Here is a 23,157-nt window from a genome sequence, read left to right as displayed (position 1 = left end):
CACCTCCAGTCAAGGCGTGAAATTTTTCACGCCGTTCTTCAGGAGGCACGCATGACTATTAAAAAAACGGCATCGGCGCATTGGGAAGGCGATGTCAAAACCGGCATCGGCTCCATCTCCACTGAAACCGGGGTGCTGAACAAAGCCCCCTATGGCTTCAAGGCCCGTTTCGAAGGCGGCAAGGGTACCAACCCTGAAGAACTGATTGGCGCGGCCCATGCCGGTTGCTTCTCCATGGCCTTGTCCATGATTCTTGGCGAGGCGGGACTAAAGCCGGACAGCATCGACACCCAGGCCGAAGTCTCACTCGACAAGGTCGAGGGCGGCTACGGGATCACCGCCGTGCATCTGACACTCAAGGCCAAGGTGCCGGGGGCGAGCCAGGCACAATTTGAAGAAGCGACCAAAAAGGCCAAAGAAGGTTGCCCGGTGTCCAAAGTGCTGAATGCCAAAATCACCCTCGATGCCACCCTGGTGAGCTAAACCGACGGGGTAATGACACTCATACGCCCCGGTCGCCATGACCGGGGCTGCGTAGACCTGAACAGTAGGAAGATGGCTGCCACAGATCAGTCAGGCAAGGCGTGAAATGTGATCGTATGATCGTTCGTCGCGTCAGACCATGACTTTGCGTTCTGTCCCAAGGGAGTCTCATCATGAAACGTTTTGCTCTAGCTGTTATCTGCTGCGCCATGGCCACTTCGGCACTGGCCGCGCCAAAACCGTGCGAAGAACTGAAAGCCGAAATCGAAGCCAAGATTCAGGCCAACAATGTGTCGTCCTACACGCTTGAAATCGTGACCAACGAAGAAGTTCACGACCAGAACATGGTGGTGGGGACGTGCGAAAACGGCAGCAAAAAGATCATCTATCAAAAGAACGATGCCTGACCTCAAGGCAGGCAGTTAACCAGCCTCTCCTCTGTCAGCACCTTGCCCTCGGCGTTGTATAGCCGGGCGTAAGCGTTGAAACCCAAGGAGCGCGCTTGCAGCCGGTAACGCTGGCCGGGCTGGAAATTGTCGTAATTGAGGGTGATGTAGCACAAGCGCTCCTGCGGGTCGCTGAACATGCCCATGCCGCCGACAAATACCTCGAAATCAAACCTCACCATCAGTTCATGACTGCCTGGCGTTACTTGAAAGTAGCGGCCGTCGTTCAGGCGCTGATTATCCAGACGCTCGGCCATCACCAGCTTGCCGGTTTGTGTTTCCAGGTCGACCCACGCCTTGGTGGGGTCTGCGGCTGGCAATGGCGTGCTGGCACAGGCACACAGCAGACAGGCGATGGGCAATAACAAATACGTGCGCATGGCGATTTCCACCTGGGATCAAAGTATGAGCATAGCCTGAAGACAGGCTACCCCCATGAAGGAGCAGCTGGTCGACGCTCGATTGCTCGCTCCTGCAGGGGCTAGCGATTAGTCTTGCGCCATTCCCCCACTGGACCGTCCCATGTCGCCGCTCACTCGCTGCCTCTTCGCCATTGTCCTGGTGCCCCTGCTCAATGGCTGCTCCAGTGCCGCTTATTACTCGCAACTGGCTGACGGCCAGTGGCAAATATTAAAAGCCCGCACACCGGTAGCCACGGTGATTGCCGACCCGCAACAACCGCCGGCATTGCGTGAACACCTGGCAAAAGCCCAGGCCGCGAGAACCTTCGCCAGCCAGCACCTGCACCTGCCGGACAACCAAAGCTATCGCCTCTACGTCGATCTGAAACGGCCCTACGTGGTGTGGAATGTGTTTGCCACTGCAGAATTTTCCCTGAGCCCCGTCACCCATTGCTTCCCGATTGCCGGGTGCGTGGCCTACAGGGGTTACTACTCGAAAGGGGCCGCACGCGGCGAGGCGGCCCTGCAGCGCCAGCAAGGCAAAGACGTGTTTATCAGTGGCGTCGAAGCCTATTCAACCCTTGGCTGGTTTGATGATCCGATCCTCAACAGCATGCTTAATTGGGGGGATGAGCGACTGGCCACCCTGATTTTTCATGAGCTGGCCCATCAGCGGTTTTACGTACAGGACGACACCGAGTTCAATGAGTCTTTCGCCAGCTTTGTCGAACAGCAAGGTACTCGCCAATGGCGCATGCACCAGGTTTTGCCGCCCTCCAGCAGCGCGGAGCTGGAGCAACGCGATCAATTCATAGCGCTGGTGCTCGACACCCGACAACGTCTGCAACAGCTGTATGCCCAGCCTTTGCCTGCGCCTGAAATGCGCCAGCGTAAAACAGCCGAGTTTGAACGACTGCGCAGGGAGTACCGTCAGTTACGCGACCGGCAATGGGCCGGCAATAACCGTTATGACCCGTGGGTAAATTCGCCGATGAATAACGCCAAGCTGCTGCCATTTGGTCTGTACGACCAATGGGTGCCCGCCTTTACCGCCCTGTTCAAACAGTCGGGAGGTGATTGGCAGGTGTTTTATGCCGAGGTAGAAAAACTGGGGAAATTGCCACTGCCACAGCGCCGGGCGGCCTTGCAGCAGTGGGCGACCAGGGCTCAGGCGGATTTCAACCAGCCCATCACCACGCATGAGGCGAACGGGCTGGTGCTGCAGGCGCCACTGCTCAAGGCGGCACGCAGTTTCGGGATGTCAGCCTTCATCAAGTAGGCCGCGCCATCCCTGTGGTGTGAGCTTTCACCAAAGCCGCCCTGGGTCATTTCCTTCAGGGCGTCTTCTTTGCTCCAGCCCTCAACCACAACCCGGTACATCGCAGACATCAAGCCCGTGCGATCCGAGCCGTGTTTGCAGTGCATCAACACCGGACCTCGGGCTTGTGCCGACTGAATGGCGCGCAAGGCCGTCAGCACATCGGCGTCATCCACATGATTAGTGCGATAAGGCAACTGCACTTGCACGACGCCGGGGGTCTTGAGCCAGGTGTCATCGGGCTCATTCAAAAAATTGATCACGGTACCGATCTTCAGCTTGTCCAGCAAAGCCTGAGCTTCGCTATCGGGCAATGCACTGCGATAGAGCGTCGCAGACATTTGATACAGGTTGTACTGCGCCGCGATGGGCTGTGCCCACTGAGCCGGACGGGCCGCTTCGTCAGCCTGCGCTTGAGGCAGCGCAAATGCCGCCATTAACGTCAGACACAGAGCAGGGAGAAACCGGGCTTTGGGCATGTCAGTTCGACCACTTCAACAGGAATTAAGAGGATGTAGCGTTAGATTGGGTCAAGCCCGATCAAAACTCCGTGAGCCTGTTGTCAAAATTTCGTTAAGACACCACAGCGCTTTGCCACTGCGGGTGCGGCAAAATTACGCATGAAACGATTCACCCTGCCTCCCAGCCTGTTAGAATTTGTAACTAATAGTTGCCTGCGTGTTCTGTTTACGGATCGATTCCAGTCCAAACCGCCGCCAAAACGACAAGCTGCCATCGAGTAGCTGAAACCCGTGATTGCCCGATGAGGTGCTCCCCCATGTCTGATCAAGACAACCCGCGGCGTGAGTTTTTACGCAAAACCCTGACCCTGATTCCAGTGGTGACCGTCGCCAGCACCGGCCTTGGTGGTTCTGTGCTGATGGCCACGCCTGCCGCCGCCGCGCCTGAACCAGCGGCGCACCCTGCAACTGCTGCCAGCGCCTATGAGCCGACTTACTTCACCGCTGAAGAGTGGGCGTTTGTGAACGCCGCTGTGTCGCGCCTGATCCCGGCTGACGAACAAGGCCCTGGCGCCCTGGAAGCTGGCGTACCGGAATATATCGATCGCCAGATGAATACCCCGTATGCCAGCGGCGCACTGTGGTTCATGCAAGGTCCGTTCAATGCAGACGCAGCCCCGGAAATGGGCTGGCAGAGCAAGCTGGTACCCAAACAGATTTATCGCCTGGGTATTGCTGCAACGGAGGAGCTCTGCAAAAAGGCCTATAACTCAACATTTGCTGGGCTAGACAGCGCTACCCGAGACAATGTGCTCATGCAGCTGGAAGCCGGAACACCGGAATTCGAGAGCGTCCCGGCCAAGATGTTTTTCAGCTTCTTGCTGCAAAACACCAAGGAAGGCTTCTTCTGCGACCCGATCCACGGTGGCAACAAAGGCATGGTCGGCTGGACCATGATCGGCTTCCCCGGCGCCCGCGCTGATTTCATGGACTGGGTGGAACGCAACGAGCCTTACCCCTTCCCGGCAGTATCCATCCGCGGCGAGAGGGCTTGAGCATGTCGACCGTTATGAAAAAAGTTGATGCAGTTATCGTCGGTTTCGGCTGGACCGGCGCGATCATGGCCAAAGAGCTGACAGAAGCTGGACTGAATGTTGTGGCCCTTGAACGCGGCCCAATGCAGGACACCTATCCGGACGGCAACTATCCACAGGTGATAGACGAACTCACCTACAGCGTGCGCAAGAAGCTCTTTCAGGATGTATCGAAAGAAACCGTCACCATCCGCCACAGCGTGAATGACGTAGCCCTGCCCAACCGCCAGCTGGGCGCGTTCCTGCCCGGCAATGGCGTGGGCGGCGCAGGCTTGCACTGGTCGGGTGTTCACTTCCGGGTAGACCCTATCGAGCTGCGGATGCGCAGCCACTATGAAGAGCGCTACGGCAAAAACTTCATCCCCAAAGACATGACCATCCAGGACTTTGGCGTCAGCTACGAAGAGCTGGAACCGTTCTTCGACTACGCGGAAAAAGTGTTCGGCACCTCTGGCCAGGCCTGGACCGTCAAAGGTCAGTTGGTCGGTAAAGGCAACGGCGGCAACCCTTATGCGCCCGATCGCTCAGACCATTTCCCGTTGGTCTCGCAAAAGAACACCGTATCCGCACAGCTGTTTCAGAAAGCGGCCAATGAGGTGGGTTATAAACCCTACAACCTGCCGTCAGCCAACACCTCCGGGCCTTACACCAACCCTTATGGCGCACAGATGGGACCCTGCAACTTCTGCGGGTTTTGCAGCGGTTACGTGTGCTACATGTACTCCAAAGCCTCGCCCAACGTGAACATTCTGCCGGCGCTCAAACCGCTGCCCAACTTTGAACTGCGCCCCAACGCGCACGTGATCCGGGTCAATCTGGACAGCAGCAAAAGCAAAGCCACAGGCGTGACGTACATCGATGCGCTGGGCCGGGAAATCGAGCAACCGGCGGATCTGGTGATTCTCGGGGCCTTCCAGTTCCACAACGTGCGGTTGATGCTGCTCTCGGGGATTGGCAAGCCTTACGACCCGATCACCAACGAAGGCGTGGTCGGCCGTAACTTCGCCTACCAGAACATGGGCACCATCAAGGCCTACTTCGATAAAGACGTGCACACCAACAATTTCATCGGCGCGGGCGGCAACGGCGTGGCGATAGACGACTTCAACGCGGACAACTTCGACCACGGGCCCCATGGCTTCGTCGGCGGTTCGCCGATGTGGGTCAACCAGGCGGGCAGCCGGCCGATTGCCGGCACCTCCAACCCGCCCGGCACACCGGCATGGGGCAGCGCCTGGAAGCGCGCCACGGCGGATTACTACACCCACCAGGTATCGATGGACTCACACGGCGCGCATCAGTCTTACCGTTGCAACTACCTCGATCTCGACCCGGTGTATCGCGATGCCTACGGCCAGCCGTTGCTGCGGATGACCTTCGACTGGCAGGAAAACGACATCAAGATGAACCGTTTCATGATGGAGAAAATGGGCAAGATCGCCGAAGCGATGAACCCCAAAGCCATCGCCGCCATCGGCAAAAAAGTCGGCGATCACTTCAATACCGCGTCCTATCAGACCACTCACCTGAACGGTGGCGCGATCATGGGCACCGATCCGAAAACCAGTGCCCTGAACCGCTACTTGCAGAGCTGGGACGTGCACAACGTATTTGTTCCCGGCGCCTCTGCTTTCCCTCAGGGTCTGGGCTACAACCCGACAGGGCTGGTGGCTGCGTTGACCTACTGGTCGGCCCGGGCGATTCGCGAGCAGTACCTGAAAAACCCCGGCCCGCTGGTTCAGGCATAAGGAGCGATGAGCATGAAAGCAATTGTTATCGCGACCCTGGCCCTGCTGGGCAGCTTCTCGGCAGTGGCCGCGCAGGAAGATCAGCAGGCGCTGATCAATCAGGGTGAATACCTGGCCCGTGCCGGTGACTGCGTGGCGTGCCACACGGCCAAGGATGGCAAGCCGTTTGCCGGTGGCCTGCCAATGGAAACCCCGATTGGCCTGATTTACTCGACCAATATCACGCCGGACAAAAGCGGAATCGGCGCCTACAGCTTTGACGATTTCGACAAGGCCGTACGCCATGGCATCGCCAAAAATGGCGACACGCTCTACCCGGCAATGCCTTATCCGTCCTACGCCCGCGTGACCGAAACCGACATGCAGGCGCTGTATGCCTACTTCATGAAGGGGGTAAAACCTGTCGCACAAGAAAACAAGGCGGTCGATATTCCCTGGCCACTGAGCATGCGCTGGCCGCTGGCGATGTGGCGCTGGACGTTCGCACCTGCCGTTGCAGACTTCACCCCCGTTACCGGGCAAGACCCCGTAGTGAGCCGCGGCGCTTATCTGGTGGAAGGCCTTGGACATTGCGGCGCCTGCCATACACCACGGGCACTGACCATGCAGGAAAAAGCCCTGGGCGCGGGCGACAGCAGCGCATTTCTATCGGGCAGCGCACCGCTGGAAGGCTGGATTGCGAAGAACCTGCGCGGTGATCACAAGGATGGCCTGGGCAGCTGGAACGAAGAGCAGCTGGTGCAGTTCCTGAAGACCGGCCGCAGTGACCGCAGCGCGGTATTTGGCGGCATGAGCGATGTGATTGTGCACAGCATGCAGTACATGTCCGAAGCCGACCTGACAGCCATTGCCCGCTACCTCAAATCGCTGCCGGCAGTCGACGCGACGGACACGCCGCATCAATACGATCCGGCCGTTGCCGATGCGTTGTGGAACGGTGACGACAGCAAACGCGGCGCGGCGGTATACATCGACAACTGCGCGGCCTGCCATCGCACTGACGGGCACGGTTACACCCGGGTATTCCCGGCATTGGCGGGCAACCCGGTGCTGCTGTCGGACGACCCGACTTCACTGATTCATATCGTGCTCAAGGGCGGGACGCTTCCGGCAACCCACACTGCGCCATCGACCTTCACCATGCCGGCTTTTGACTGGCGGTTGTCGGATCAGGAAGTAGCCGACGTGGTCAATTTCATCCGCACCAGCTGGGGCAATAAAGGCGGGGATGTGAAGGCGACAGATGTGAAGGGACTGCGCGAGTAGTTCCCATGGCACTGTATGAGCCAGCTTGCTGGCGACCGGATCGACACCGAGTCGCCTGCATCGCTGCAAGCCGGTTCCTACAAGTTTGTGGCCTTATGGCTTGGTGGCATCCAGGCCAAACCACTTCTGCGACAAGGCCGCCAGGCGGCCATCCGCCTTGATTCGCTGCAACGCCTTGTCCAGGCTGGTCTGGAACGCAGGGTTGCCCTTCTGAAAGGGAATCGCCAACGCAACCACGGGCCCCAGGGTTGCACCTTCCTTGACCGCTAACTGGCTGTCGCGAATCGCAAACGGGGTCAGTAAACGGTCGCTGACCGCCGCATCCAGCTGTTTATCCGCCAACGCCACCAATGACTGATGGGCATCGGGGTAGCTGTGCACTTCGCCTGCCTGACCGGTTCGCACCTGCTCGACAAACTGGCTACCCTGAGCTACGCCTAAGAGCTGGCCCTTGAGTGTGTCCAGGGTGTTGAGCGGGCGCTGCTCTTCCTGGCGGACGATCAGCTGAGCGCCGGTATAGCTGTAAGGCTCGCTGAAATCGAACCGATCCTGCAGTTGCGGGGTCAAAGCGATGTGATTGATTGCTACATCGTATTTTCCGCTTTCAACACCAGGCAGCAGGTCATTGCTGTCGGTGATCAGAATCGAGGGGTGAACGTCCAGCTCCTGGGCCAGTAACTCGCCCAGCTCCACGTCGAAACCGGTCAAACGGCCGTCCTGCTTGAAGCTGAAAGGTGGCAGGTCGGCTTCGAGGGCGATGCGCAGTTCGCCGCGATCATTCACATCATCAATCAGTTCAGCTTGGGCAAAAGGACTCGCCAATGGCAGTAACAGCATCAGGCCCGGCAGAAAACGCATGGTCACTCCTTTGAATTTGATGCAAGCGATTCGCAATTGGCGTCCGCTTTGCTTTATGTTGGTTAATTGCGGCGTTGGACAACAGATCCGCTCAAAGTTGTCCTTAGCCTGAGCATTTTGTAAAAAACCGGAGAAAATAAATGAAAGCTCTACTGTCTCGTGTTGCGTTGGCTTCTGTATTGATGGGCGCTTCGGTTATGGCCACGGCTGCCGGCATGCCGACGACCCCGGCGCCTAAAGACGCCGAAGTATTCATCGTGTCTCCCGCTGACGGCGCCACTGTGGATAAAACCTTTACCGTGAAGTTCGGCGCCAAAAACGTCGCCATTGCACCCGCTGGCGACCAGACTGCAAACACTGGCCACCACCATCTGCTGATCGATGTCGACAAACTGCCTGCCGCCGCCATGCCAATCCCGGCAGACGCCAACCACGTGCATTTCGGCAAGGGTCAGGTTGAAACCGAAGTGACGCTGACCCCTGGCAAGCACACTTTGCAGCTGGAGCTGGGTGACAAGAACCACGTGCCGTTTGAGCCTGCCGTCGTTTCGAAAAAAATCACCGTCAATGTGAAGTAAGTTTTTTACCGCGCATAAAAAAGGGAGACCCGAGGGTCTCCCTTTTTATTGACCCGCGTCTTAGAACAGTACGCGGCAACGGATGGTGCCGTTGATGGTTTGCAGCTTCTCTTGCGCCAGGTCCGAAGACTCGGCGTCGACGTCGATCACTACATAGCCAACTTTCTCGTTGGTTTGCAGGAACTGGCCGGAGATGTTGATACCGTTTTCGGCGAAGACCTTGTTGATCTCGCTCATCACACCCGGGATGTTCTGGTGGATGTGCAGCAAACGGTGCTTGCCAGGATGAGCCGGCAGGGCAACTTCCGGGAAGTTCACGGACGATACCGAAGTACCGTTATCGCTGTACTTGACCAGCTTCTCTGCCACTTCCAGACCGATGTTGGCTTGCGCTTCAGCGGTGGAACCGCCGATGTGCGGGGTCAGGATCACGTTGTCCAGGCCACGCAGCGGGCTTTCGAACACGTCGTCGTTGGAGCGCGGCTCAACCGGGAACACGTCGATAGCGGCGCCGATCAGGTGCTTGTCCTTGATCGCGTCAGCCAGTGCATCCAGCTCAACCACGGTGCCACGTGCGGCGTTGATCAGAATCCCGCCCTTTTTGATCGCGCGGATTTCTTTCTCACCGATCATCCACTGGGTAGCGGCGGTTTCAGGGACATGCAGCGTCACGATGTCGGACATGCCCAACAAGTCGTGCAGGTTGCCGACCTGAGTCGCATTGCCCAACGGCAGTTTGGTCACGGTGTCATAGAAGAACACCTGCATGCCCAAGCCTTCAGCCAGTACCGACAGCTGAGTACCGATCGAACCATAACCCACGATACCCAGTTTCTTGCCCCGGATTTCGAAGGAGTTGGCCGCACTTTTGATCCAGCCACCACGGTGGCAGGATGCGTTCTTCTCAGGGATGCCACGCAGCAACAGGATCGCTTCAGCCAGCACCAACTCGGCCACCGAACGGGTGTTGGAGTACGGCGCGTTGAAAACAGCGATACCGCGTTCGCGAGCAGCGTTGAGATCGACCTGGTTGGTGCCGATGCAGAAACAACCAACAGCGACCAGTTTCTTGGCGCAGTCGAACACTTCTTCGGTCAGCTGGGTACGAGAACGGATGCCGATAAAGTGGGCATCAGCGATCTTTTCCTTCAGCTGGGCTTCAGGCAAGGAACTGGTGATGTACTCGATGCTGGTGTAACCGGCAGACTTGAGTACTTCAACAGCGGATTGGTGGACGCCTTCCAAAAGAAGGAACTTGATCTTGCTCTTATCGAGAGAAGTCTTGCTCATCTGCGTAAACCTGTGTCCCAGAGAAAAAATGGCAGGGAATGGACAGCGAGAGCTGACCTGGCCGGCGTGTAGACCGGCACCGAGAATCGTCCTACGGCTCGATTCTACGGGGGGGCCGTATGCTAGCATAAGCGCCCCGCTAAACACCCATACCTGCGACGTGAAGCGTTCTCAGGATGACCATGAATTGTTCGAGAGTTCTGTTGATGACCCATCCAGCCTTGATTGATGAGCTAAAGAACCTAGTAGAGCCTGGCAAGGTCTTGACCGACGCCGACTCCCTCAACGCTTTCGGCAAGGACTGGACCAAGCACTTCGCCCCGGCCCCGCTGGCCATTGTCTTCCCCAAGAGCACCGAGCAGGTGCAGGCCATCGTGCTGTGGGCCAATGAGCGCAAGGTTGCACTGGTACCGTCGGGCGGGCGTACAGGTCTGTCGGCAGCAGCCGTGGCGGCGAATGGCGAAGTGGTTGTGTCGTTCGACTACATGAACCAGGTGCTGGACATCAACCTGACCGACCGTACCGTGGTCTGTCAGCCGGGCGTGGTCACCGAACATCTACAGAATCTGGCCGAAGAAAACGGCCTGTACTACCCGGTGGATTTTGCCTCGGCAGGCTCAAGCCAGATTGGCGGCAATATCGGCACCAATGCCGGCGGGATCAAGGTTATTCGCTACGGCATGACCCGCAACTGGGTCGCGGGGATGAAAGTCGTGACCGGCAAGGGCGACCTGCTCGAGCTCAACAAGGACCTGATCAAAAACGCCACCGGCTACGACATGCGCCAGCTGTTCATCGGCGCGGAAGGCACTCTGGGTTTTGTGGTTGAAGCCACCATGCGTCTGGACCGTGCGCCGAAAAACCTGACCGCGATGGTGTTGGGCACGGCCGATTTCGACTCGATCATGCCTGTGCTGCACGCCTTCCAGAGCAAGCTGGATCTGACGGCCTTCGAGTTCTTCTCCGACAAGGCGCTGACCAAGGTCATGGGCCGTGGTGATGTGCCTTCGCCATTCGAGACCGACTGCCCGTTCTATGCCTTGCTGGAATTTGAAGCAACCACCGAAGAGGTGGCCAATGCCGCGCTGGAAACCTTCGAACACTGCATGGAACAAGGCTGGGTGCTGGACGGCGTGATGAGCCAGAGCGAGACCCAACTGCAAAACCTGTGGAAACTTCGCGAATACATCTCCGAAACCATTTCCCACTGGACGCCGTACAAAAACGACATTTCGGTCACCGTATCGAAAGTACCGGCCTTCCTGAAAGAAATTGACGCCATCGTCGGCGAACACTACCCGGACTTCGAAATTGTCTGGTTCGGCCACATTGGTGACGGCAACCTGCACCTGAACATCCTCAAGCCCGAAAACCTGAGCAAGGACGAGTTCTTTGCCAAGTGTGCGACGGTGAACAAGTGGGTATTTGAAACCGTCGAGAAGTACAACGGCTCGATCTCTGCCGAACATGGCGTGGGCATGACCAAGCGTGACTACCTGACCTACAGCCGCTCGCCGGTCGAAATCGAATACATGAAAGCGCTCAAGGCCGTGTTCGACCCGAACGGCATCATGAACCCGGGCAAGATTTTTGCGATTTAAATAACCCTGCATCCCTGCAGGAACGAGCTTGTTCGCGATCTTTACGGCTCGCGAGCAAGCTCGCTCCTACAGGGTTGGTTTCACCCTTAAATCCCAGCGGAGCGGTCCATGAGCTATCAGCACCAGTATGTCGACGGTACCCGGATTCACTTTCCAATCGGCAAAGTGGTGTGCATCGGGCGTAACTACGCCGAGCACGCCAAAGAGCTGGATAACCCGATCCCGACCGAGCCCCTGCTGTTTATCAAGCCAGGCAGTTGTGTTGTGGCTCTGGACGGCGGTTTTGCGATTCCGACCGAGCGCGGCTCAGTGCATTACGAAGCCGAAATCTCGGTTCTGATCGGCAAGCCCCTGTCGAACAACCCGAGCCGGGAAGAAGTGCTGGATGCCATTTCCGGCTTCGCTCCGGGGCTGGACCTGACCCTGCGCGACAAGCAGGCCGAACTCAAAGCCAAGGGCCTGCCGTGGGAAATCGCCAAATCATTCGACGGCGCCTGCGTGCTGGCACCGTTCGTGCCGAGCTGCACCTTCGCTGATCTGGCCGACATCGGCATTCGCCTGACCATCAATGGCGAAGTACGCCAGGATGGCAACAGCGCCATGATGCTCAACCCGATCGTGCCGATGATCCAGCACATGGCGGCATGCTTCTCGCTGCAAGCCGGCGACGTGATCATGACCGGGACCCCGGCAGGCGTTGGCCCGCTGAATGTCGGCGATCAACTGGTACTGGAACTGACTGACGTGAGCCGCTTCGAAAGCAGCGTACGTTAAACCGGTGCGCGAGCCCGGCTTGTCGGTTCCCGCAGGTTTCGGGCGCCAAGGGTGCAAACATCCCGGACGCCATGCTCTCTGAAACGCTATTCTGTCGAGGATTTTTCCTATACAGAATGTGAACCGCCGAATGCCGAACTGGAACCACTACGTACAGCGCATCCTCGAGTTGATGAAGCGTTATCCGGGACTGATCGCGGCATTCGGCTTTTGCTCGGGCGTGGGCAGTTTCATTCTGGTGGACCGCCAGCAAGGCATGGCCCGATGGATCGCCGTGATCCTGCTGGTGAGCTGGGTCTGGCTGATGCTGGAGAACAGTTTCACCCAGCTGTTCAGCCGGGTGTTCAAGCGCGAAATCCCCCCGCCGCTGCTGCGTTATGCAACGCAGATGATTCATCAGGAAAGCCTGTTTTTTGTCCTGCCCTTCTTCTTTATTACCACCACCTGGAACAGCGGACAGCTGGTGTTTACCGGCCTGCTCGGGGCCGCGGGGCTGGTGACGATCACCGATCCGCTGTATTACCGATGGCTGGCACCCAGGCGCTGGCTGTTTTTGGCCATGCACACCCTGGCCTTGTTCGCGGCGCTGCTGACCGCCCTGCCGATCATCCTTAACCTGACCACCTCCGAAAGCTACAAACTGGCTCTGGGCACCGCTGTGCTGCTTTCTATCCCCAGCCTGGCGGTGAGCCTGCCGCTGAAAACCTGGCGCGGCTGGCTGGTGCTGCCCTTGATCGTGCTCGCATTGGGAGGTACGGGCTGGTTACTGCGCTCCTGGGTGCCGCCCGCGACCCTGTGGATGACCGAGGTCGCGGTTACAACCCAGTTGCAAGACCGCACGCCGGGCGAAAGCATTGAAGAGATCAGCGTCAGCGAACTGCGCCGCAGCGGTCTGTATGCCTACACATCGATCAATGCTCCCCGTGGCTTGAATGAGCGGATCTACCATGTGTGGCAGCTCAACGGCCAGGAGGTCGACCGCATCGCTCTGGATATTCACGGAGGACGCCAGGAGGGCTACCGCGCCTGGACCCATAAACAGAATTTCCCGCCCAACCCCGCAGGGCGCTGGCAAGTACGGGTTATCACCGAGGATGGACAATTGATTGGCGTGTTGCGCTTTCGGGTTAACCCAGATCAATCACCGGCAAGCGATCTTCAAGCAAACTGAAGCAGTTTTGCAGGACTGTGCTATTAAATAAGGTTCAAGCGTACTTAGCTGGGAGCTTAAGATCATTACGGCCATGGCGGGCAATGCCCAACTAGACACCTCAAGAAATCCGGCGCGGCTGCTTATCAGCGGCGACTGGACGCTGGCCCACTACACCCTGCTCAAACAGCAAACCGAGCAACTTGTCGGGCATTACGACGCTCAAACCGAGGTTGATCTGGACGAGGTTTCCAGCATCGACACTGCCGGAGCGTCGCTGCTGGTGGAGCTATTGGGCGCCGAGCGAGTCGGCCAGTTGACCGACACCGCACAAAAACTGCCCGCCGCTGATCGTGCATTGCTGCAAACGGTCTACTCCTCAATGCGCGACTTCTGTGTGCCGGTCAAAGTCGCCCCGCAGAACACCTGCATCCTGTTGTTGAGCCGCATCGGCGGCGCGGTCTACAAGCTGTGGCAAGACACGCTGCAGTTGCTGGGCTTCATCGGGCTGATCCTGCAAACCCTGATACGCAACCTGTTTCGGCCAAAACAGTGGCGCATCACTCCCGTCGTGGCGCATATCGAGCAGATTGGCCTCAACGCCGCGCCGATTGTGGTGTTGCTGACCTTCATGGTGGGCGCCGTAGTGGCATTCCTCGGCGCCACGGTGCTGGCCAACTTTGGTGCCGGGATCTTTACCGTCGACCTGGTGGCCTTTTCCTTCTTGCGCGAGTTTGGCGTGTTACTCACGGCCATCCTGCTGGCAGGCCGTACGGCCAGTGCCTTTACTGCTCAAATCGGCTCGATGAAAGCCAACGAAGAGATCGACGCGATTCGCACCCTGGGCCTGGACCCCATGGACTTGCTGGTGCTGCCACGGGTTTTGGCACTCCTTATCGCCCTGCCTCTGCTGACTTTTTTGGCCATGATGGCCGGCATCCTCGGCGGCGCGGTGGTCTGCGTTGTCTCGCTGGGCATTTCCCCCGACATGTTCATATCACTGTTGCACTCCGATATCGGCGTTCAACACTTTTTGGTGGGCATGGTCAAAGCCCCGTTTTTCGCCTTTCTGATCGCTGCGGTGGGCTGCCTTGAGGGCTTTAAAGTCAGCGGCAGCGCCGAGTCTGTAGGCGAGCACACCACGTCCAGCGTGGTGCAATCGATCTTTATCGTAATCGTCCTCGACGCCGTGGCCGCGTTGTTCTTTATGGAGATGGGCTGGTGAGTGCTCCCATGCATACGCCCGGCGAGGCGGTAATCGAAGTGCGCGGTTTGTGTAACCGTTTTGGCAGCCAGACCGTGCACGAGAATCTCGACCTGGATGTGTACAAGGGCGAAATTCTCGGCGTTGTCGGCGGCTCCGGTACCGGAAAATCAGTACTGCTTCGCAGTATTGTCGGGCTGCGGCGACCAACCGAAGGCCAGGTGCGGGTGTTTGGTCAAGACCTGTTAAGCCTGCCGGAAGAGGCACGGTCGAAAGTTGAACGGCGTTTTGGCGTGTTATTTCAGGGCGGCGCGCTGTTTTCTTCGCTGACCGTGACCGAAAACATCGCCCTGCCCCTGATCGAGCACGCGGGGCTAAGCCGTCCTGACGCAGAGCATCTGGCGTGTGTGAAGCTGGCACTGGCCGGGCTGCCCCTGTCAGCCGCCGACAAATACCCGTCCATGCTGTCAGGCGGGATGGTCAAGCGCGCGGCGCTGGCCCGGGCGCTGGCGCTGGATCCGGACATCCTGTTTCTGGATGAACCCACCGCGGGGCTGGACCCGATTGGCGCCGCGGCGTTCGACCAGTTGATCCTGACCCTGCGTGACGCCATGGGCTTGAGTGTATTTCTCGTTACCCATGACCTGGACACGCTCTACACCATCACTGACCGGGTTGCGGTGCTGTCGCAAAAACGGGTGCTGGTAGCCGCACCTATCAAACAGGTCGAAGACTACGACGACCCGTGGATTCATGAATATTTCCATGGCCCCCGTGGCCGCGCTGCGTACGAAGCGGCAACCAAGTTCAAGGAGCAATAACATGGAGACCCGTGCCCATCATGTATTGATCGGCCTGTTCAGTGTGCTGGTCATTGTCGGGGCCATGCTGTTTGGCCTGTGGCTGGCCAAGGCCAGCATGGACAGTACCTTCAAGGATTACGAAGTGGTGTTCAACGAGGCGGTCAGCGGCTTGTCCAAAGGCAGCTCGGTGCAATACAACGGGATCAAGGTTGGCGACGTCATAGAGCTGCGCCTGGATGACAAGGACCCGCGCCGCGTACTGGCGCGTATTCGCCTGGCTGCCGGCACCCCGGTCAAGGTCGATACCAAGGCCAAGCTTGCGCTGACGGGCGTGACAGGCACCTCGATCATCCAGCTCAGCGGGGGCGACCCGAACAGTCCACCCCTCAAAGGCGTAGACGGCAAGCTGCCAGTCATTGTGGCCTCGCCCTCCCCGATTGCCCGGTTGCTCACCGACGGCAATGACTTGCTGGCCAATATCAATATCCTGCTGCACAACGCCAACCGCCTGTTCTCCCGCGAGAACGTCAATCGCGTGGGCAAGACCCTGGACAACCTTGAGCAGACCACTACTGCAATTGCCAGCCAGCGCAACGATATCAGTCAGATGATGAAGCAACTGGCCCAGGTCAGTAAGCAGGCCAGCGGCACTCTGGAGCAAACCACGGCGCTGATGCGCAACGCCAATGGCATGTTGAGCAATCAGGGCCAGCAGATGTTCAGCAGTGCAGAACAGGCCATGAAGTCGCTGGAACAGAGCAGCGCGACCATCAATACCCTGATCAACAACAATGAACAGTCGCTCAACAGCGGCCTGCAAGGGCTCAATCAGCTGGGCCCGGCCGTCAATGAGCTGCGCGAAACCCTCGGCACGTTACGCTCGATTTCGCGGCGCCTTGAAGCCAACCCAAGCGGTTACTTGCTGGGCCGCGAACAGAACAAGGAATTCACGCCATGATCCGTACTTATCGCCTGGCAGGTGCAATCGTCCTGGCCGCCAGCCTGAGCCTGCTCAGCGCCTGTTCGATTTTGCCCAAGCCCGAGCAGGTCGACGTGTACTGGCTGCCCTATGGGCAAGCGCCCGTTGCCGCCAGCCGTAGCGCACCGGTGAGCTGGTCGTTGCGCCTCGACAAGCCGATGGCCAGTAACGCACTGAACAGCCAGAACATCGCCGTGGTACCTGAGGGCAACCTGATCAGCAATTACAAAGGCGCGCGCTGGAGCGATACGGCGCCGGTGCTACTGCGTAACCGCTTGCTCGAGGCCTTCCTCCAGGACGGGCGGATTCAGGGGCTGAGCACCGACGACAGCAACCTGCAGGCCGATTACGAACTAGGCGGAGAATTACTGGCGTTCCAGACCCGCTACAACGGCAAAAGCCCTGAAGTGCTGATTCAGTACAACGCCCGGCTGGTGCGCAGTAGCGATCAGCGGGTGGTGGCATCCAGGCGTTTTGAAGCACGCCAGCCGCTGAGCAATCCGATGGTCCCGGGGGTTGTTGCAGGTTTTGGCCAGGCCACTGACACGCTGATGCCACAAGTGGTGCAGTGGGTGATGAAGCAAGGGCAGGCGCAACGCTGAGGCCCTGTATCGCTGCCAAGCCAGCTCCCACAACACCTGTGGAAGCTGGCTTGCCAGCGATGGTTTTGCAGATTAACCGAAGAACCAGTAGCACACCGCAATCGCGGCCACTACACCCGAGAACTCGGCCAGCAAAGCGCAACCCACGGCATGGCGGGCGCGCTGAATACCCACTGCGCCGAAGTACACGGCCAGCACATAAAACGTGGTTTCAGTACTGCCCTGCACCGTCGCGGCCACCAGCGCCGGGAAGCTGTCCACCCCCTGGGTCTGCATGGTTTCGATCAGCAGGGCCCGCGCCGCACTGCCCGAGAACGGCTTGACCATGGCCGTCGGCAACGCATCGACAAAGCGTGTGTCCATGCCCAGCCACTCGACCACATGGCGAATCCCGTCCAGACCGAAATCCAGCGCGCCAGATGCCCGGAGCACCCCTACCGCACAGAGCATCGCCACCAGATACGGCAGCAGGTTCTTGGCGACATCAAAGCCCTCTTTGGCCCCTTCAACGAAGGCCTCGTAGACCTTGACCTTGCGCAACGCGCCAATCACCAGAAACAGCATGATCAACCCGAACAGTGTCAGGTTGCCGAGGATCGAGGACAAACTCGCCAGCGCCGCGGCTGACAGGCTCGCCAGCAACGCCATGAATGCACCCAGGATCAACGCCCCGGGTACCAGGTAAGCCAACACCACCGGGTCCCACAGTCGCAAGCGCTGCATGAAGGCAACCGAGAGCAGGCCCACCAGCGTCGAGGCGCTGGTCGCCAGCAGGATGGGCAGGAACACCAGCGTAGGGTCCGCGGCGCCCTGCTGAGCGCGATACATGAAGATCGTCACCGGCAGCAGGGTCAAGGAAGAGGCGTTAAGCACCAGAAACAGGATTTGCGCATTGCTCGCGCTGGTCGGGCTCGGATTGAGCTCTTGCAGCGCCCGCATGGCCTTGAGGCCAATCGGCGTGGCGGCATTGTCCAGGCCCAGACCGTTGGCCGCGAAGTTCAAGGTGATAAACCCCAGTGCCGGGTGGCCGGGCGGCACTTCGGGCATCAGGCGCTTGAACAGCGGCCCCAGCGCCCTGCCCAGCCAGTCGACGATTCCGGCTTTTTCAGCGATGCGCAGAAACCCCAGCCATAAGGTCAAGGTGCCAAACAACAGAATCATCACTTCGACCGACAGCTTGGCCATGGCAAAGATACTTTCCACTATCGCCGCAAAGATCCCGGCATTGCCGCCCACCAGCCACTGGACAAGCGCCGACACCGCAGCGACGAGGAAAAAACCGAGCCATAGGCCGTTGAGCATCGAGTGAACTCCTGAAAGATACGGCGGATGATAGCGGCCAGACCGCAGAAACAACAAACCCCGGACAAGGCCGGGGTTTGTTTGGGTGCAACTGCCGAAGGACGTTTATTCGCCTTTTGGCAGGGCTTCCTTGCTGCGCCAGTGCGGCAGCGAGTTCCAGTAACGCTCGCCCTTGGCGTCGTCGTACATGCCTTCCCAACGCGAAATCACCAGTACCGCCAGGGCGTTACCAATCACGTTCAGGGCGGTACGCGCCATGTCCATCACACGGTCAACACCGGCGATAAAGGCCAGGCCTTCAAGCGGAATACCCACGCTGCCCAGGGTTGCCAGCAGCACTACGAAGGACACGCCCGGTACGCCGGCGATGCCTTTGGAGGTGACCATCAAGGTCAGTACCAACAGCAATTGCTGGCTGATCGACAGGTCGATGCCATACAGCTGCGCGATAAAAATCGCCGCGATACTTTGATACAGGGTCGAACCGTCAAGGTTGAACGAGTAGCCGGTCGGTACCACGAAGCTGCAGATAGCCTTCGGTGCGCCGTAGGCTTCCATCTTCTCGATCACCCGCGGCAGCACGGTTTCAGAGCTGGCGGTGGAGTAAGCCAGAACCAGCTCGTCCTTGAAGATGCGCATCAGCTTGATCACCGAGAAGCCGAACAGCTTGGCGATCAGGCCCAGCACGGCAAAGGCGAAGAACAGGATGGCGGCGTAAACCAGCAATACCAGCTTGGCCAGCGGTACCAGAGACGCAAAACCGAAGTTGGCAACGGTCACGGCGATCAGCGCAAACACACCGATTGGCGCGTAGTTCATGATCATGTGCGTGACTTTGAACATCGACTCGGACACGCCCTGGAAGGTTTTCACCAGCGGGTCACGCAGCTCGGCGTTCAGGCTCGACAGGCCGAGGCCGAAGAGTACCGAGAAGAAGATGATCGGCAGCATCTCGCCGCGAGCCATGGCAGCGAAGATGTTCGACGGGATCAGGTTGAGGATGGTCTCAATGAACGCATGCTCGTGGGTCACTTCAGCAGCAGTGGCCTGATATTTGGAAATATCGACCGTGCCCAGCGTGCTCATGTCGATCCCGGCGCCCGGGTGGAACACGTTGGCCAGCACCAGGCCGACCAGAATCGCGATGGTGGTCACCACCTCGAAGTAAAGAATGGTTTTAAGACCGATACGACCCAGCTTCTTCGCATCACCCACGCCTGCAATCCCGACAACCAGTGAGGAAATCACGATCGGGATCACGATCATCTTGATCAGACGGATAAAGATATCACCGGCAGGTTGCAGAACGTTGCTGATCCACCAGGCCTTTTCAGCACTGAAATGGTTAAGCAGTGCGCCGATTGCAATCCCGAGGACCAGACCAATCAGGATCTGCCAGGCGAGGCTAAGTTTTGCCTTCTTCATGTCATTACCCTTACTTCAAGTGGACTCGGGCAGAAGCTCAGAATAGAGCGCTCAGAGCGCAAATATCAGAAACCTCTACCCCCGTAGAAGGTCGCCCAAATCGAACCGTACAGGCTCTTTAGCAGGCGAAAAAAGGCGCAACTATTCCCATGCCGGCGTAAACCGTCTAATGCCGTAAACGCCTACCCTATGCCGAATCGGCATGGGTTTTGTCCGACAAGACCTCATCAACAAGCACGGGGGAAAGGTAAGAATAGACGACATAAGTGCCGTACACCGGCTGTTACAAGGTCTTTTGCGTCCAGAAAACCCGACGAAAAATCGTCAAATAAATGAGAGTTATCCGATTGCACGAATCGAAAATACTGAATAAATCATTTTGCTATTAGTCGATATACGGTCGCTGTCTCACATAACCCCGGGCTGCTCAGTACTTTGGAAAATAATGAGACCAGACAGGGTTTTACGAATAAACACCCCTACCGCTCAGACACAAAAAAGCCCAGATAAAACCTGGGCTATTGCGCCTGCAAGAGTGAGTTCCCCCCTACAGAATCAAGAAAGAGACAGAGCTCAGTACCAGCTCGGATCCTTCTTTAATTGCTCTTTGAGCAAGGCCTGCATGCCTGCGTCCGGCTTGCCCAAAAAGCGGTAGTCGGCGTGACGTGTCGGTGATTTGTCAGCAGGCAAACCCGCCGGTACTTCAACCAGCATTGCATAAGCGTGTTTCTTGTCGAAACTGACCGCGACAATCAAGCGCTTGGTCGAACACGTATCTGCGGTTTCACATAAAGGACCGACCAGATATTGATCGCCATCTTCGGTGACTGCATTCATCTGCTCGGCAGAGCCAGAAAGATTCATCACCCACTCGGGTAAGCGCTCTTCCATCTTCACCACCTGTTGCCAGGCCTGGCGATAGTCGGGATCGCTGAGTAGCTGGTTTGCGTGCGACTGGCCATCGTTTGCAGCCAGGGCCATGACGCTGCCGCCCATCAACAGGGCGGCGGCCATAGCCTTAAAGGAACGGCTAATCATGATTAGCCTTTACCACGACGGCCAAAGATGAACGACACCACGAACATCACCAGGAATACGACAAAGAGAATCTTGGCGATACCGGTCGCGGTGCCCGCAATACCACCAAAGCCCAGCACTGCAGCGATGATGGCGATAATCAGGAAAGTAACTGCCCAACTCAACATGGTGATTCTCCTTATTACTGTGGGAATAGCGTATTGCCAGTGATGTACTTCAACGCCCGCAAGGGCCTCAAGGCTGTGAACACTTAAAACACCCAACGTTCCGGTGCAGGTTGCGAATTGGCTATTTGCGTCTCTTCAGCAGCTGCCAGTTCATAACGGTCAGCGGCGTAGACACTGGAATCCAGCGCATTGGTTTTGATCGTGCTGAAGTGCTGCTGCTGATAAACGACAGCGGGCAAGGACACTGCCTGAGACGGCGCGGCTTGCTCCCATCGAACCCATTGCTGACCACCGATCAGTGTCACCAACAAAGCAAGACTGGCACACAGGCCTTGCTGCAGGTGCAGTGATGACATATGAAAGCTGGCGAAACCTTGGCGCTTCATGCTCAAACTCCTGCCACTCGGTGGTCAATGTTGGGAATGCACAGCCAGTCGTGACTGATGCTGTGCAATTTCGTTACTAGGGATAGTGCAGACGGCATGCCAGCTTTTTAAAAAAATAAAACCTTTATAGATCAATAAGTTATGACATATGTGAAGACTGCCGGGCGCGCATCCTGCACGATGCCTGCCGAGAAGGTCGTGCGTTCTGCACGATCTGCACCGGTCGATACGACCCCCACGAACCAAACGGGGTAAATGAGCAGTCCACCGATGCGCAAAAGACAGGTTAAAAATCAGTAAAATCATCGAGTTAGCCAATGCAGGCGTATGGCTTCCCTGCTAGCCTCTTAAAGATTCGTGAAAAAATCATGCAACTTGCCCGATTATTCCGACACTAACCCTGAACACACATAAAGGAAGGCAGGAAATGGAGTCAGCCAAAGAACACCAGGGCCGCATTCTGCTGGTCGACGATGAATCTGCCATCCTGCGCACATTCCGCTATTGCCTCGAAGACGAGGGTTACACCGTCGCCACCGCCAACAGCGCGGCCCAGGCCGATGCGCTGTTGCAGCGGCAAGTGTTCGACCTGTGTTTTCTGGACTTGCGCCTGGGTGAAGACAATGGCCTGGATGTACTGGCCCAGATGCGCATTCAGGCCCCGTGGATGCGGGTCGTAATAGTGACTGCTCACTCGGCCGTGGACACCGCCGTGGACGCCATTCAGGCGGGTGCAGCCGACTATCTGGTGAAACCGTGCAGCCCTGACCAACTGCGACTGGCAACGGCCAAGCAGCTGGAGGTACGCCAGCTGTCCGCCCGTCTCGAAGCCCTTGAAGGTGAGATCCGCAAGCCAAAGGACGGGCTCGATTCTCACAGTCCGGCCATGATGGCCGTGCTGGAAACCGCGCGCCAGGTTGCCGGCACCGATGCCAACATCCTGATTCTCGGTGAGTCCGGGACCGGTAAGGGCGAGCTGGCGCAGGCTATTCATGGTTGGAGCAAACGGGCTAAAAAGTCCTGTGTGACCATTAACTGCCCGTCGCTGACCGCCGAATTGATGGAAAGCGAGCTGTTCGGCCACACTCGCGGAGCATTCACCGGCGCCAGTGAAAGCACTCTGGGCCGAGTCAACCAGGCCGATGGCGGGACCTTGTTTCTGGATGAAATCGGCGATTTCCCCCTGACATTGCAACCCAAGCTGCTGCGCTTTATTCAGGACAAGGCCTACGAGCGAGTTGGCGATCCTGTAACCCGCCGCGCCGATGTACGGATTCTGGCGGCCACCAACCTCAATCTTGAACACATGGTGCGCGAAGGCCGTTTTCGCGAAGACCTGCTGTACCGCCTGAACGTCATCACCCTGCATTTACCGCCGTTGCGCGAACGCAGTGAAGACATTCTGACCCTGGCCGACCGCTTTCTGGCCCGCTTCGTAAAAGAGTACGCCCGTCCGGCCCGGGGTTTCAGCGAAGAAGCCAGGCTGGCGCTGGCCAACTACCGCTGGCCGGGCAACATCCGGGAACTGCGCAACGTGGTAGAACGAGCGAGCATTATTTGCCCGCAGGAAGTTGTTGAAATCAGCCACTTGGGCATGGCCGAGCAAACCACCCCGAACACTCCGCGCATTGGTTCAGCACTGAGTCTCGACCAACTGGAAAAAGCGCACATCGGTGCGGTACTGGCCACCAGCGAAACCCTGGACCAGGCGGCAAAAACCCTGGGTATCGACGCTTCGACACTCTATCGCAAGCGCAAGCAGTACAACTTGTGAGCCGTATAC

Annotated in this window: 24 protein-coding genes; 15 read left to right on the top strand and 9 right to left on the bottom strand. The window is 58.0% G+C overall.

Features of this window, described 5'->3' with window-relative positions:
- The first annotated feature begins 51 nt into the window (after nucleotides 1–51).
- Nucleotides 52–483, top strand: a complete 432-nt coding sequence (locus AOC04_RS21105) for an OsmC family protein (protein ID WP_060696492.1) — start codon at nucleotides 52–54, stop codon at nucleotides 481–483.
- Between the two features lie 173 nt (nucleotides 484–656).
- A complete protein-coding gene (locus AOC04_RS21100) occupies nucleotides 657–890 on the top strand; it encodes a DUF1161 domain-containing protein (RefSeq protein WP_060696491.1) in 234 nt (77 codons plus the stop codon).
- A 2-nt stretch (nucleotides 891–892) separates the two neighbouring features.
- Here AOC04_RS21100 and AOC04_RS21095 read toward each other — a convergent pair whose 3' ends face one another.
- Nucleotides 893–1,309, bottom strand: coding sequence for a PA0061/PA0062 family lipoprotein (locus AOC04_RS21095; protein ID WP_060696490.1), 417 nt, complete (start codon nucleotides 1,307–1,309; stop codon nucleotides 893–895).
- Nucleotides 1,310–1,451: 142 nt separating this feature from the next.
- On the opposite strand from AOC04_RS21095, the gene AOC04_RS21090 reads away from it, so the two are divergent.
- On the top strand, nucleotides 1,452–2,609 hold the full coding sequence (locus tag AOC04_RS21090) for an aminopeptidase (RefSeq protein WP_237178885.1): 1,158 nt from the start codon (nucleotides 1,452–1,454) through the stop codon (nucleotides 2,607–2,609).
- On the opposite strand, the gene AOC04_RS21085 is transcribed toward AOC04_RS21090, so the two are convergent.
- Nucleotides 2,498–3,127, bottom strand: coding sequence for a phosphatase domain-containing protein (locus tag AOC04_RS21085; protein WP_073510686.1), 630 nt, complete (start codon nucleotides 3,125–3,127; stop codon nucleotides 2,498–2,500). The two genes, AOC04_RS21090 and AOC04_RS21085, sit on opposite strands and share 112 nt — an antisense overlap.
- Nucleotides 3,128–3,426: 299 nt before the next feature.
- Here AOC04_RS21085 and AOC04_RS21080 point away from each other — a divergent pair, with 299 nt between their 5' ends.
- The 3 genes from AOC04_RS21080 to AOC04_RS21070 are packed head-to-tail and all read left to right on the top strand — an operon-like array spanning nucleotide 3,427 to nucleotide 7,217.
- Nucleotides 3,427–4,164, top strand: coding sequence for a gluconate 2-dehydrogenase subunit 3 family protein (locus AOC04_RS21080; RefSeq protein ID WP_060696488.1), 738 nt, complete (start codon nucleotides 3,427–3,429; stop codon nucleotides 4,162–4,164).
- 2 nt (nucleotides 4,165–4,166) lie between these two features.
- The gene (locus tag AOC04_RS21075) at nucleotides 4,167–5,951 is read left to right on the top strand and encodes a GMC family oxidoreductase (RefSeq protein WP_060696487.1); all 1,785 of its coding nucleotides are present in this window, start codon (nucleotides 4,167–4,169) and stop codon (nucleotides 5,949–5,951) included.
- 12 nt (nucleotides 5,952–5,963) lie between these two features.
- On the top strand, nucleotides 5,964–7,217 hold the full coding sequence (locus tag AOC04_RS21070; RefSeq protein WP_060696486.1) for a c-type cytochrome: 1,254 nt from the start codon (nucleotides 5,964–5,966) through the stop codon (nucleotides 7,215–7,217).
- A 93-nt stretch (nucleotides 7,218–7,310) separates the two neighbouring features.
- Here AOC04_RS21070 and AOC04_RS21065 read toward each other — a convergent pair whose 3' ends face one another.
- Complete coding sequence (locus tag AOC04_RS21065; RefSeq protein ID WP_060696485.1) at nucleotides 7,311–8,075, bottom strand: transporter substrate-binding domain-containing protein; 765 nt, start codon at nucleotides 8,073–8,075, stop codon at nucleotides 7,311–7,313.
- Nucleotides 8,076–8,215: 140 nt separating this feature from the next.
- Here AOC04_RS21065 and AOC04_RS21060 point away from each other — a divergent pair, with 140 nt between their 5' ends.
- Nucleotides 8,216–8,653 carry a DUF4399 domain-containing protein gene (locus tag AOC04_RS21060; protein WP_003437624.1) on the top strand — a complete coding sequence of 146 codons (438 nt, stop codon included), beginning with the start codon at nucleotides 8,216–8,218 and terminating at the stop codon, nucleotides 8,651–8,653.
- Nucleotides 8,654–8,713: 60 nt separating this feature from the next.
- On the opposite strand, the gene serA is transcribed toward AOC04_RS21060, so the two are convergent.
- Nucleotides 8,714–9,943 carry a phosphoglycerate dehydrogenase gene (serA, locus tag AOC04_RS21055; protein ID WP_060696484.1) on the bottom strand — a complete coding sequence of 410 codons (1,230 nt, stop codon included), beginning with the start codon at nucleotides 9,941–9,943 and terminating at the stop codon, nucleotides 8,714–8,716.
- A 206-nt stretch (nucleotides 9,944–10,149) separates the two neighbouring features.
- Here serA and AOC04_RS21050 point away from each other — a divergent pair, with 206 nt between their 5' ends.
- The 7 genes from AOC04_RS21050 (at nucleotide 10,150) to AOC04_RS21020 (ending at nucleotide 17,056) form a co-directional block, all read left to right on the top strand.
- Nucleotides 10,150–11,544, top strand: coding sequence for an FAD-binding oxidoreductase (locus AOC04_RS21050; protein ID WP_060696483.1), 1,395 nt, complete (start codon nucleotides 10,150–10,152; stop codon nucleotides 11,542–11,544).
- Between the two features lie 108 nt (nucleotides 11,545–11,652).
- A complete protein-coding gene (locus tag AOC04_RS21045) occupies nucleotides 11,653–12,318 on the top strand; it encodes a fumarylacetoacetate hydrolase family protein (RefSeq protein WP_060696482.1) in 666 nt (221 codons plus the stop codon).
- 130 nt (nucleotides 12,319–12,448) lie between these two features.
- Entirely contained in the window at nucleotides 12,449–13,489 is a 1,041-nt protein-coding gene (locus AOC04_RS21040) for a DUF5924 family protein (RefSeq protein ID WP_060696481.1), read from the top strand.
- 73 nt (nucleotides 13,490–13,562) lie between these two features.
- Nucleotides 13,563–14,693: an ABC transporter permease gene (locus tag AOC04_RS21035; protein ID WP_060696480.1), complete on the top strand. Its 1,131-nt coding sequence runs from the start codon at nucleotides 13,563–13,565 to the stop codon at nucleotides 14,691–14,693.
- A gap of 8 nt (nucleotides 14,694–14,701) precedes the next feature.
- Nucleotides 14,702–15,493 carry an ABC transporter ATP-binding protein gene (locus AOC04_RS21030; RefSeq protein ID WP_060696479.1) on the top strand — a complete coding sequence of 264 codons (792 nt, stop codon included), beginning with the start codon at nucleotides 14,702–14,704 and terminating at the stop codon, nucleotides 15,491–15,493.
- Between the two features lies 1 nt (nucleotide 15,494).
- The gene (locus tag AOC04_RS21025) at nucleotides 15,495–16,433 is read left to right on the top strand and encodes an MlaD family protein (RefSeq protein ID WP_060696478.1); all 939 of its coding nucleotides are present in this window, start codon (nucleotides 15,495–15,497) and stop codon (nucleotides 16,431–16,433) included.
- Nucleotides 16,430–17,056 carry an ABC-type transport auxiliary lipoprotein family protein gene (locus AOC04_RS21020; protein WP_060696477.1) on the top strand — a complete coding sequence of 209 codons (627 nt, stop codon included), beginning with the start codon at nucleotides 16,430–16,432 and terminating at the stop codon, nucleotides 17,054–17,056. The genes AOC04_RS21025 and AOC04_RS21020 overlap by 4 nt, the downstream gene beginning before the upstream one ends.
- A gap of 72 nt (nucleotides 17,057–17,128) precedes the next feature.
- Here AOC04_RS21020 and AOC04_RS21015 read toward each other — a convergent pair whose 3' ends face one another.
- From AOC04_RS21015 to AOC04_RS21000, 5 genes are all read right to left on the bottom strand, one after another.
- Entirely contained in the window at nucleotides 17,129–18,358 is a 1,230-nt protein-coding gene (locus AOC04_RS21015) for a nucleoside recognition domain-containing protein (RefSeq protein ID WP_060696476.1), read from the bottom strand.
- A gap of 105 nt (nucleotides 18,359–18,463) precedes the next feature.
- Entirely contained in the window at nucleotides 18,464–19,783 is a 1,320-nt protein-coding gene (gene gltP / locus AOC04_RS21010; RefSeq protein WP_060696475.1) for a glutamate/aspartate:proton symporter GltP, read from the bottom strand.
- 573 nt (nucleotides 19,784–20,356) lie between these two features.
- Nucleotides 20,357–20,821 (bottom strand): inhibitor of vertebrate lysozyme family protein, encoded by a 465-nt coding sequence (locus AOC04_RS21005; RefSeq protein ID WP_060696474.1) that lies wholly within the window; start codon nucleotides 20,819–20,821, stop codon nucleotides 20,357–20,359.
- Nucleotides 20,822–20,823: 2 nt separating this feature from the next.
- Complete coding sequence (locus tag AOC04_RS23665; RefSeq protein ID WP_003437658.1) at nucleotides 20,824–20,988, bottom strand: DUF1328 domain-containing protein; 165 nt, start codon at nucleotides 20,986–20,988, stop codon at nucleotides 20,824–20,826.
- An 83-nt stretch (nucleotides 20,989–21,071) separates the two neighbouring features.
- Nucleotides 21,072–21,374: a hypothetical protein gene (locus tag AOC04_RS21000; RefSeq protein WP_060696473.1), complete on the bottom strand. Its 303-nt coding sequence runs from the start codon at nucleotides 21,372–21,374 to the stop codon at nucleotides 21,072–21,074.
- Nucleotides 21,375–21,801: 427 nt separating this feature from the next.
- Here AOC04_RS21000 and algB point away from each other — a divergent pair, with 427 nt between their 5' ends.
- Nucleotides 21,802–23,148 (top strand): sigma-54-dependent response regulator transcription factor AlgB, encoded by a 1,347-nt coding sequence (gene algB / locus AOC04_RS20995; protein WP_060696472.1) that lies wholly within the window; start codon nucleotides 21,802–21,804, stop codon nucleotides 23,146–23,148.
- Nucleotides 23,149–23,157: the final 9 nt, after the last annotated feature.

The sequence above is a fragment of the Pseudomonas versuta genome (assembly GCF_001294575.1).
Taxonomy (GTDB): domain Bacteria; phylum Pseudomonadota; class Gammaproteobacteria; order Pseudomonadales; family Pseudomonadaceae; genus Aquipseudomonas; species Aquipseudomonas versuta.
The sequence above is the reverse complement of the archived record's forward strand: the minus strand, read 5'-3'. Positions and strand labels throughout refer to the sequence as shown.

What these genes read in the sequence shown, in the direction of transcription:
- AOC04_RS21105 (WP_060696492.1), top strand. Translation starts at nt 52, where the DNA reads ATGACTATTAAAAAAACGGCATCGGCGCATTGGGAAGGCGATGTCAAA.
- AOC04_RS21100 (WP_060696491.1), top strand. Translation starts at nt 657, where the DNA reads ATGAAACGTTTTGCTCTAGCTGTTATCTGCTGCGCCATGGCCACTTCG.
- AOC04_RS21095 (WP_060696490.1), bottom strand. Translation starts at nt 1,309, where the DNA reads ATGCGCACGTATTTGTTATTGCCCATCGCCTGTCTGCTGTGTGCCTGT.
- AOC04_RS21090 (WP_237178885.1), top strand. Translation starts at nt 1,452, where the DNA reads ATGTCGCCGCTCACTCGCTGCCTCTTCGCCATTGTCCTGGTGCCCCTG.
- AOC04_RS21085 (WP_073510686.1), bottom strand. Translation starts at nt 3,127, where the DNA reads ATGCCCAAAGCCCGGTTTCTCCCTGCTCTGTGTCTGACGTTAATGGCG.
- AOC04_RS21080 (WP_060696488.1), top strand. Translation starts at nt 3,427, where the DNA reads ATGTCTGATCAAGACAACCCGCGGCGTGAGTTTTTACGCAAAACCCTG.
- AOC04_RS21075 (WP_060696487.1), top strand. Translation starts at nt 4,167, where the DNA reads ATGTCGACCGTTATGAAAAAAGTTGATGCAGTTATCGTCGGTTTCGGC.
- AOC04_RS21070 (WP_060696486.1), top strand. Translation starts at nt 5,964, where the DNA reads ATGAAAGCAATTGTTATCGCGACCCTGGCCCTGCTGGGCAGCTTCTCG.
- AOC04_RS21065 (WP_060696485.1), bottom strand. Translation starts at nt 8,075, where the DNA reads ATGCGTTTTCTGCCGGGCCTGATGCTGTTACTGCCATTGGCGAGTCCT.
- AOC04_RS21060 (WP_003437624.1), top strand. Translation starts at nt 8,216, where the DNA reads ATGAAAGCTCTACTGTCTCGTGTTGCGTTGGCTTCTGTATTGATGGGC.
- serA (WP_060696484.1), bottom strand. Translation starts at nt 9,943, where the DNA reads ATGAGCAAGACTTCTCTCGATAAGAGCAAGATCAAGTTCCTTCTTTTG.
- AOC04_RS21050 (WP_060696483.1), top strand. Translation starts at nt 10,150, where the DNA reads ATGACCCATCCAGCCTTGATTGATGAGCTAAAGAACCTAGTAGAGCCT.
- AOC04_RS21045 (WP_060696482.1), top strand. Translation starts at nt 11,653, where the DNA reads ATGAGCTATCAGCACCAGTATGTCGACGGTACCCGGATTCACTTTCCA.
- AOC04_RS21040 (WP_060696481.1), top strand. Translation starts at nt 12,449, where the DNA reads ATGCCGAACTGGAACCACTACGTACAGCGCATCCTCGAGTTGATGAAG.
- AOC04_RS21035 (WP_060696480.1), top strand. Translation starts at nt 13,563, where the DNA reads ATGGCGGGCAATGCCCAACTAGACACCTCAAGAAATCCGGCGCGGCTG.
- AOC04_RS21030 (WP_060696479.1), top strand. Translation starts at nt 14,702, where the DNA reads ATGCATACGCCCGGCGAGGCGGTAATCGAAGTGCGCGGTTTGTGTAAC.
- AOC04_RS21025 (WP_060696478.1), top strand. Translation starts at nt 15,495, where the DNA reads ATGGAGACCCGTGCCCATCATGTATTGATCGGCCTGTTCAGTGTGCTG.
- AOC04_RS21020 (WP_060696477.1), top strand. Translation starts at nt 16,430, where the DNA reads ATGATCCGTACTTATCGCCTGGCAGGTGCAATCGTCCTGGCCGCCAGC.
- AOC04_RS21015 (WP_060696476.1), bottom strand. Translation starts at nt 18,358, where the DNA reads ATGCTCAACGGCCTATGGCTCGGTTTTTTCCTCGTCGCTGCGGTGTCG.
- gltP (WP_060696475.1), bottom strand. Translation starts at nt 19,783, where the DNA reads ATGAAGAAGGCAAAACTTAGCCTCGCCTGGCAGATCCTGATTGGTCTG.
- AOC04_RS21005 (WP_060696474.1), bottom strand. Translation starts at nt 20,821, where the DNA reads ATGATTAGCCGTTCCTTTAAGGCTATGGCCGCCGCCCTGTTGATGGGC.
- AOC04_RS23665 (WP_003437658.1), bottom strand. Translation starts at nt 20,988, where the DNA reads ATGTTGAGTTGGGCAGTTACTTTCCTGATTATCGCCATCATCGCTGCA.
- AOC04_RS21000 (WP_060696473.1), bottom strand. Translation starts at nt 21,374, where the DNA reads ATGAAGCGCCAAGGTTTCGCCAGCTTTCATATGTCATCACTGCACCTG.
- algB (WP_060696472.1), top strand. Translation starts at nt 21,802, where the DNA reads ATGGAGTCAGCCAAAGAACACCAGGGCCGCATTCTGCTGGTCGACGAT.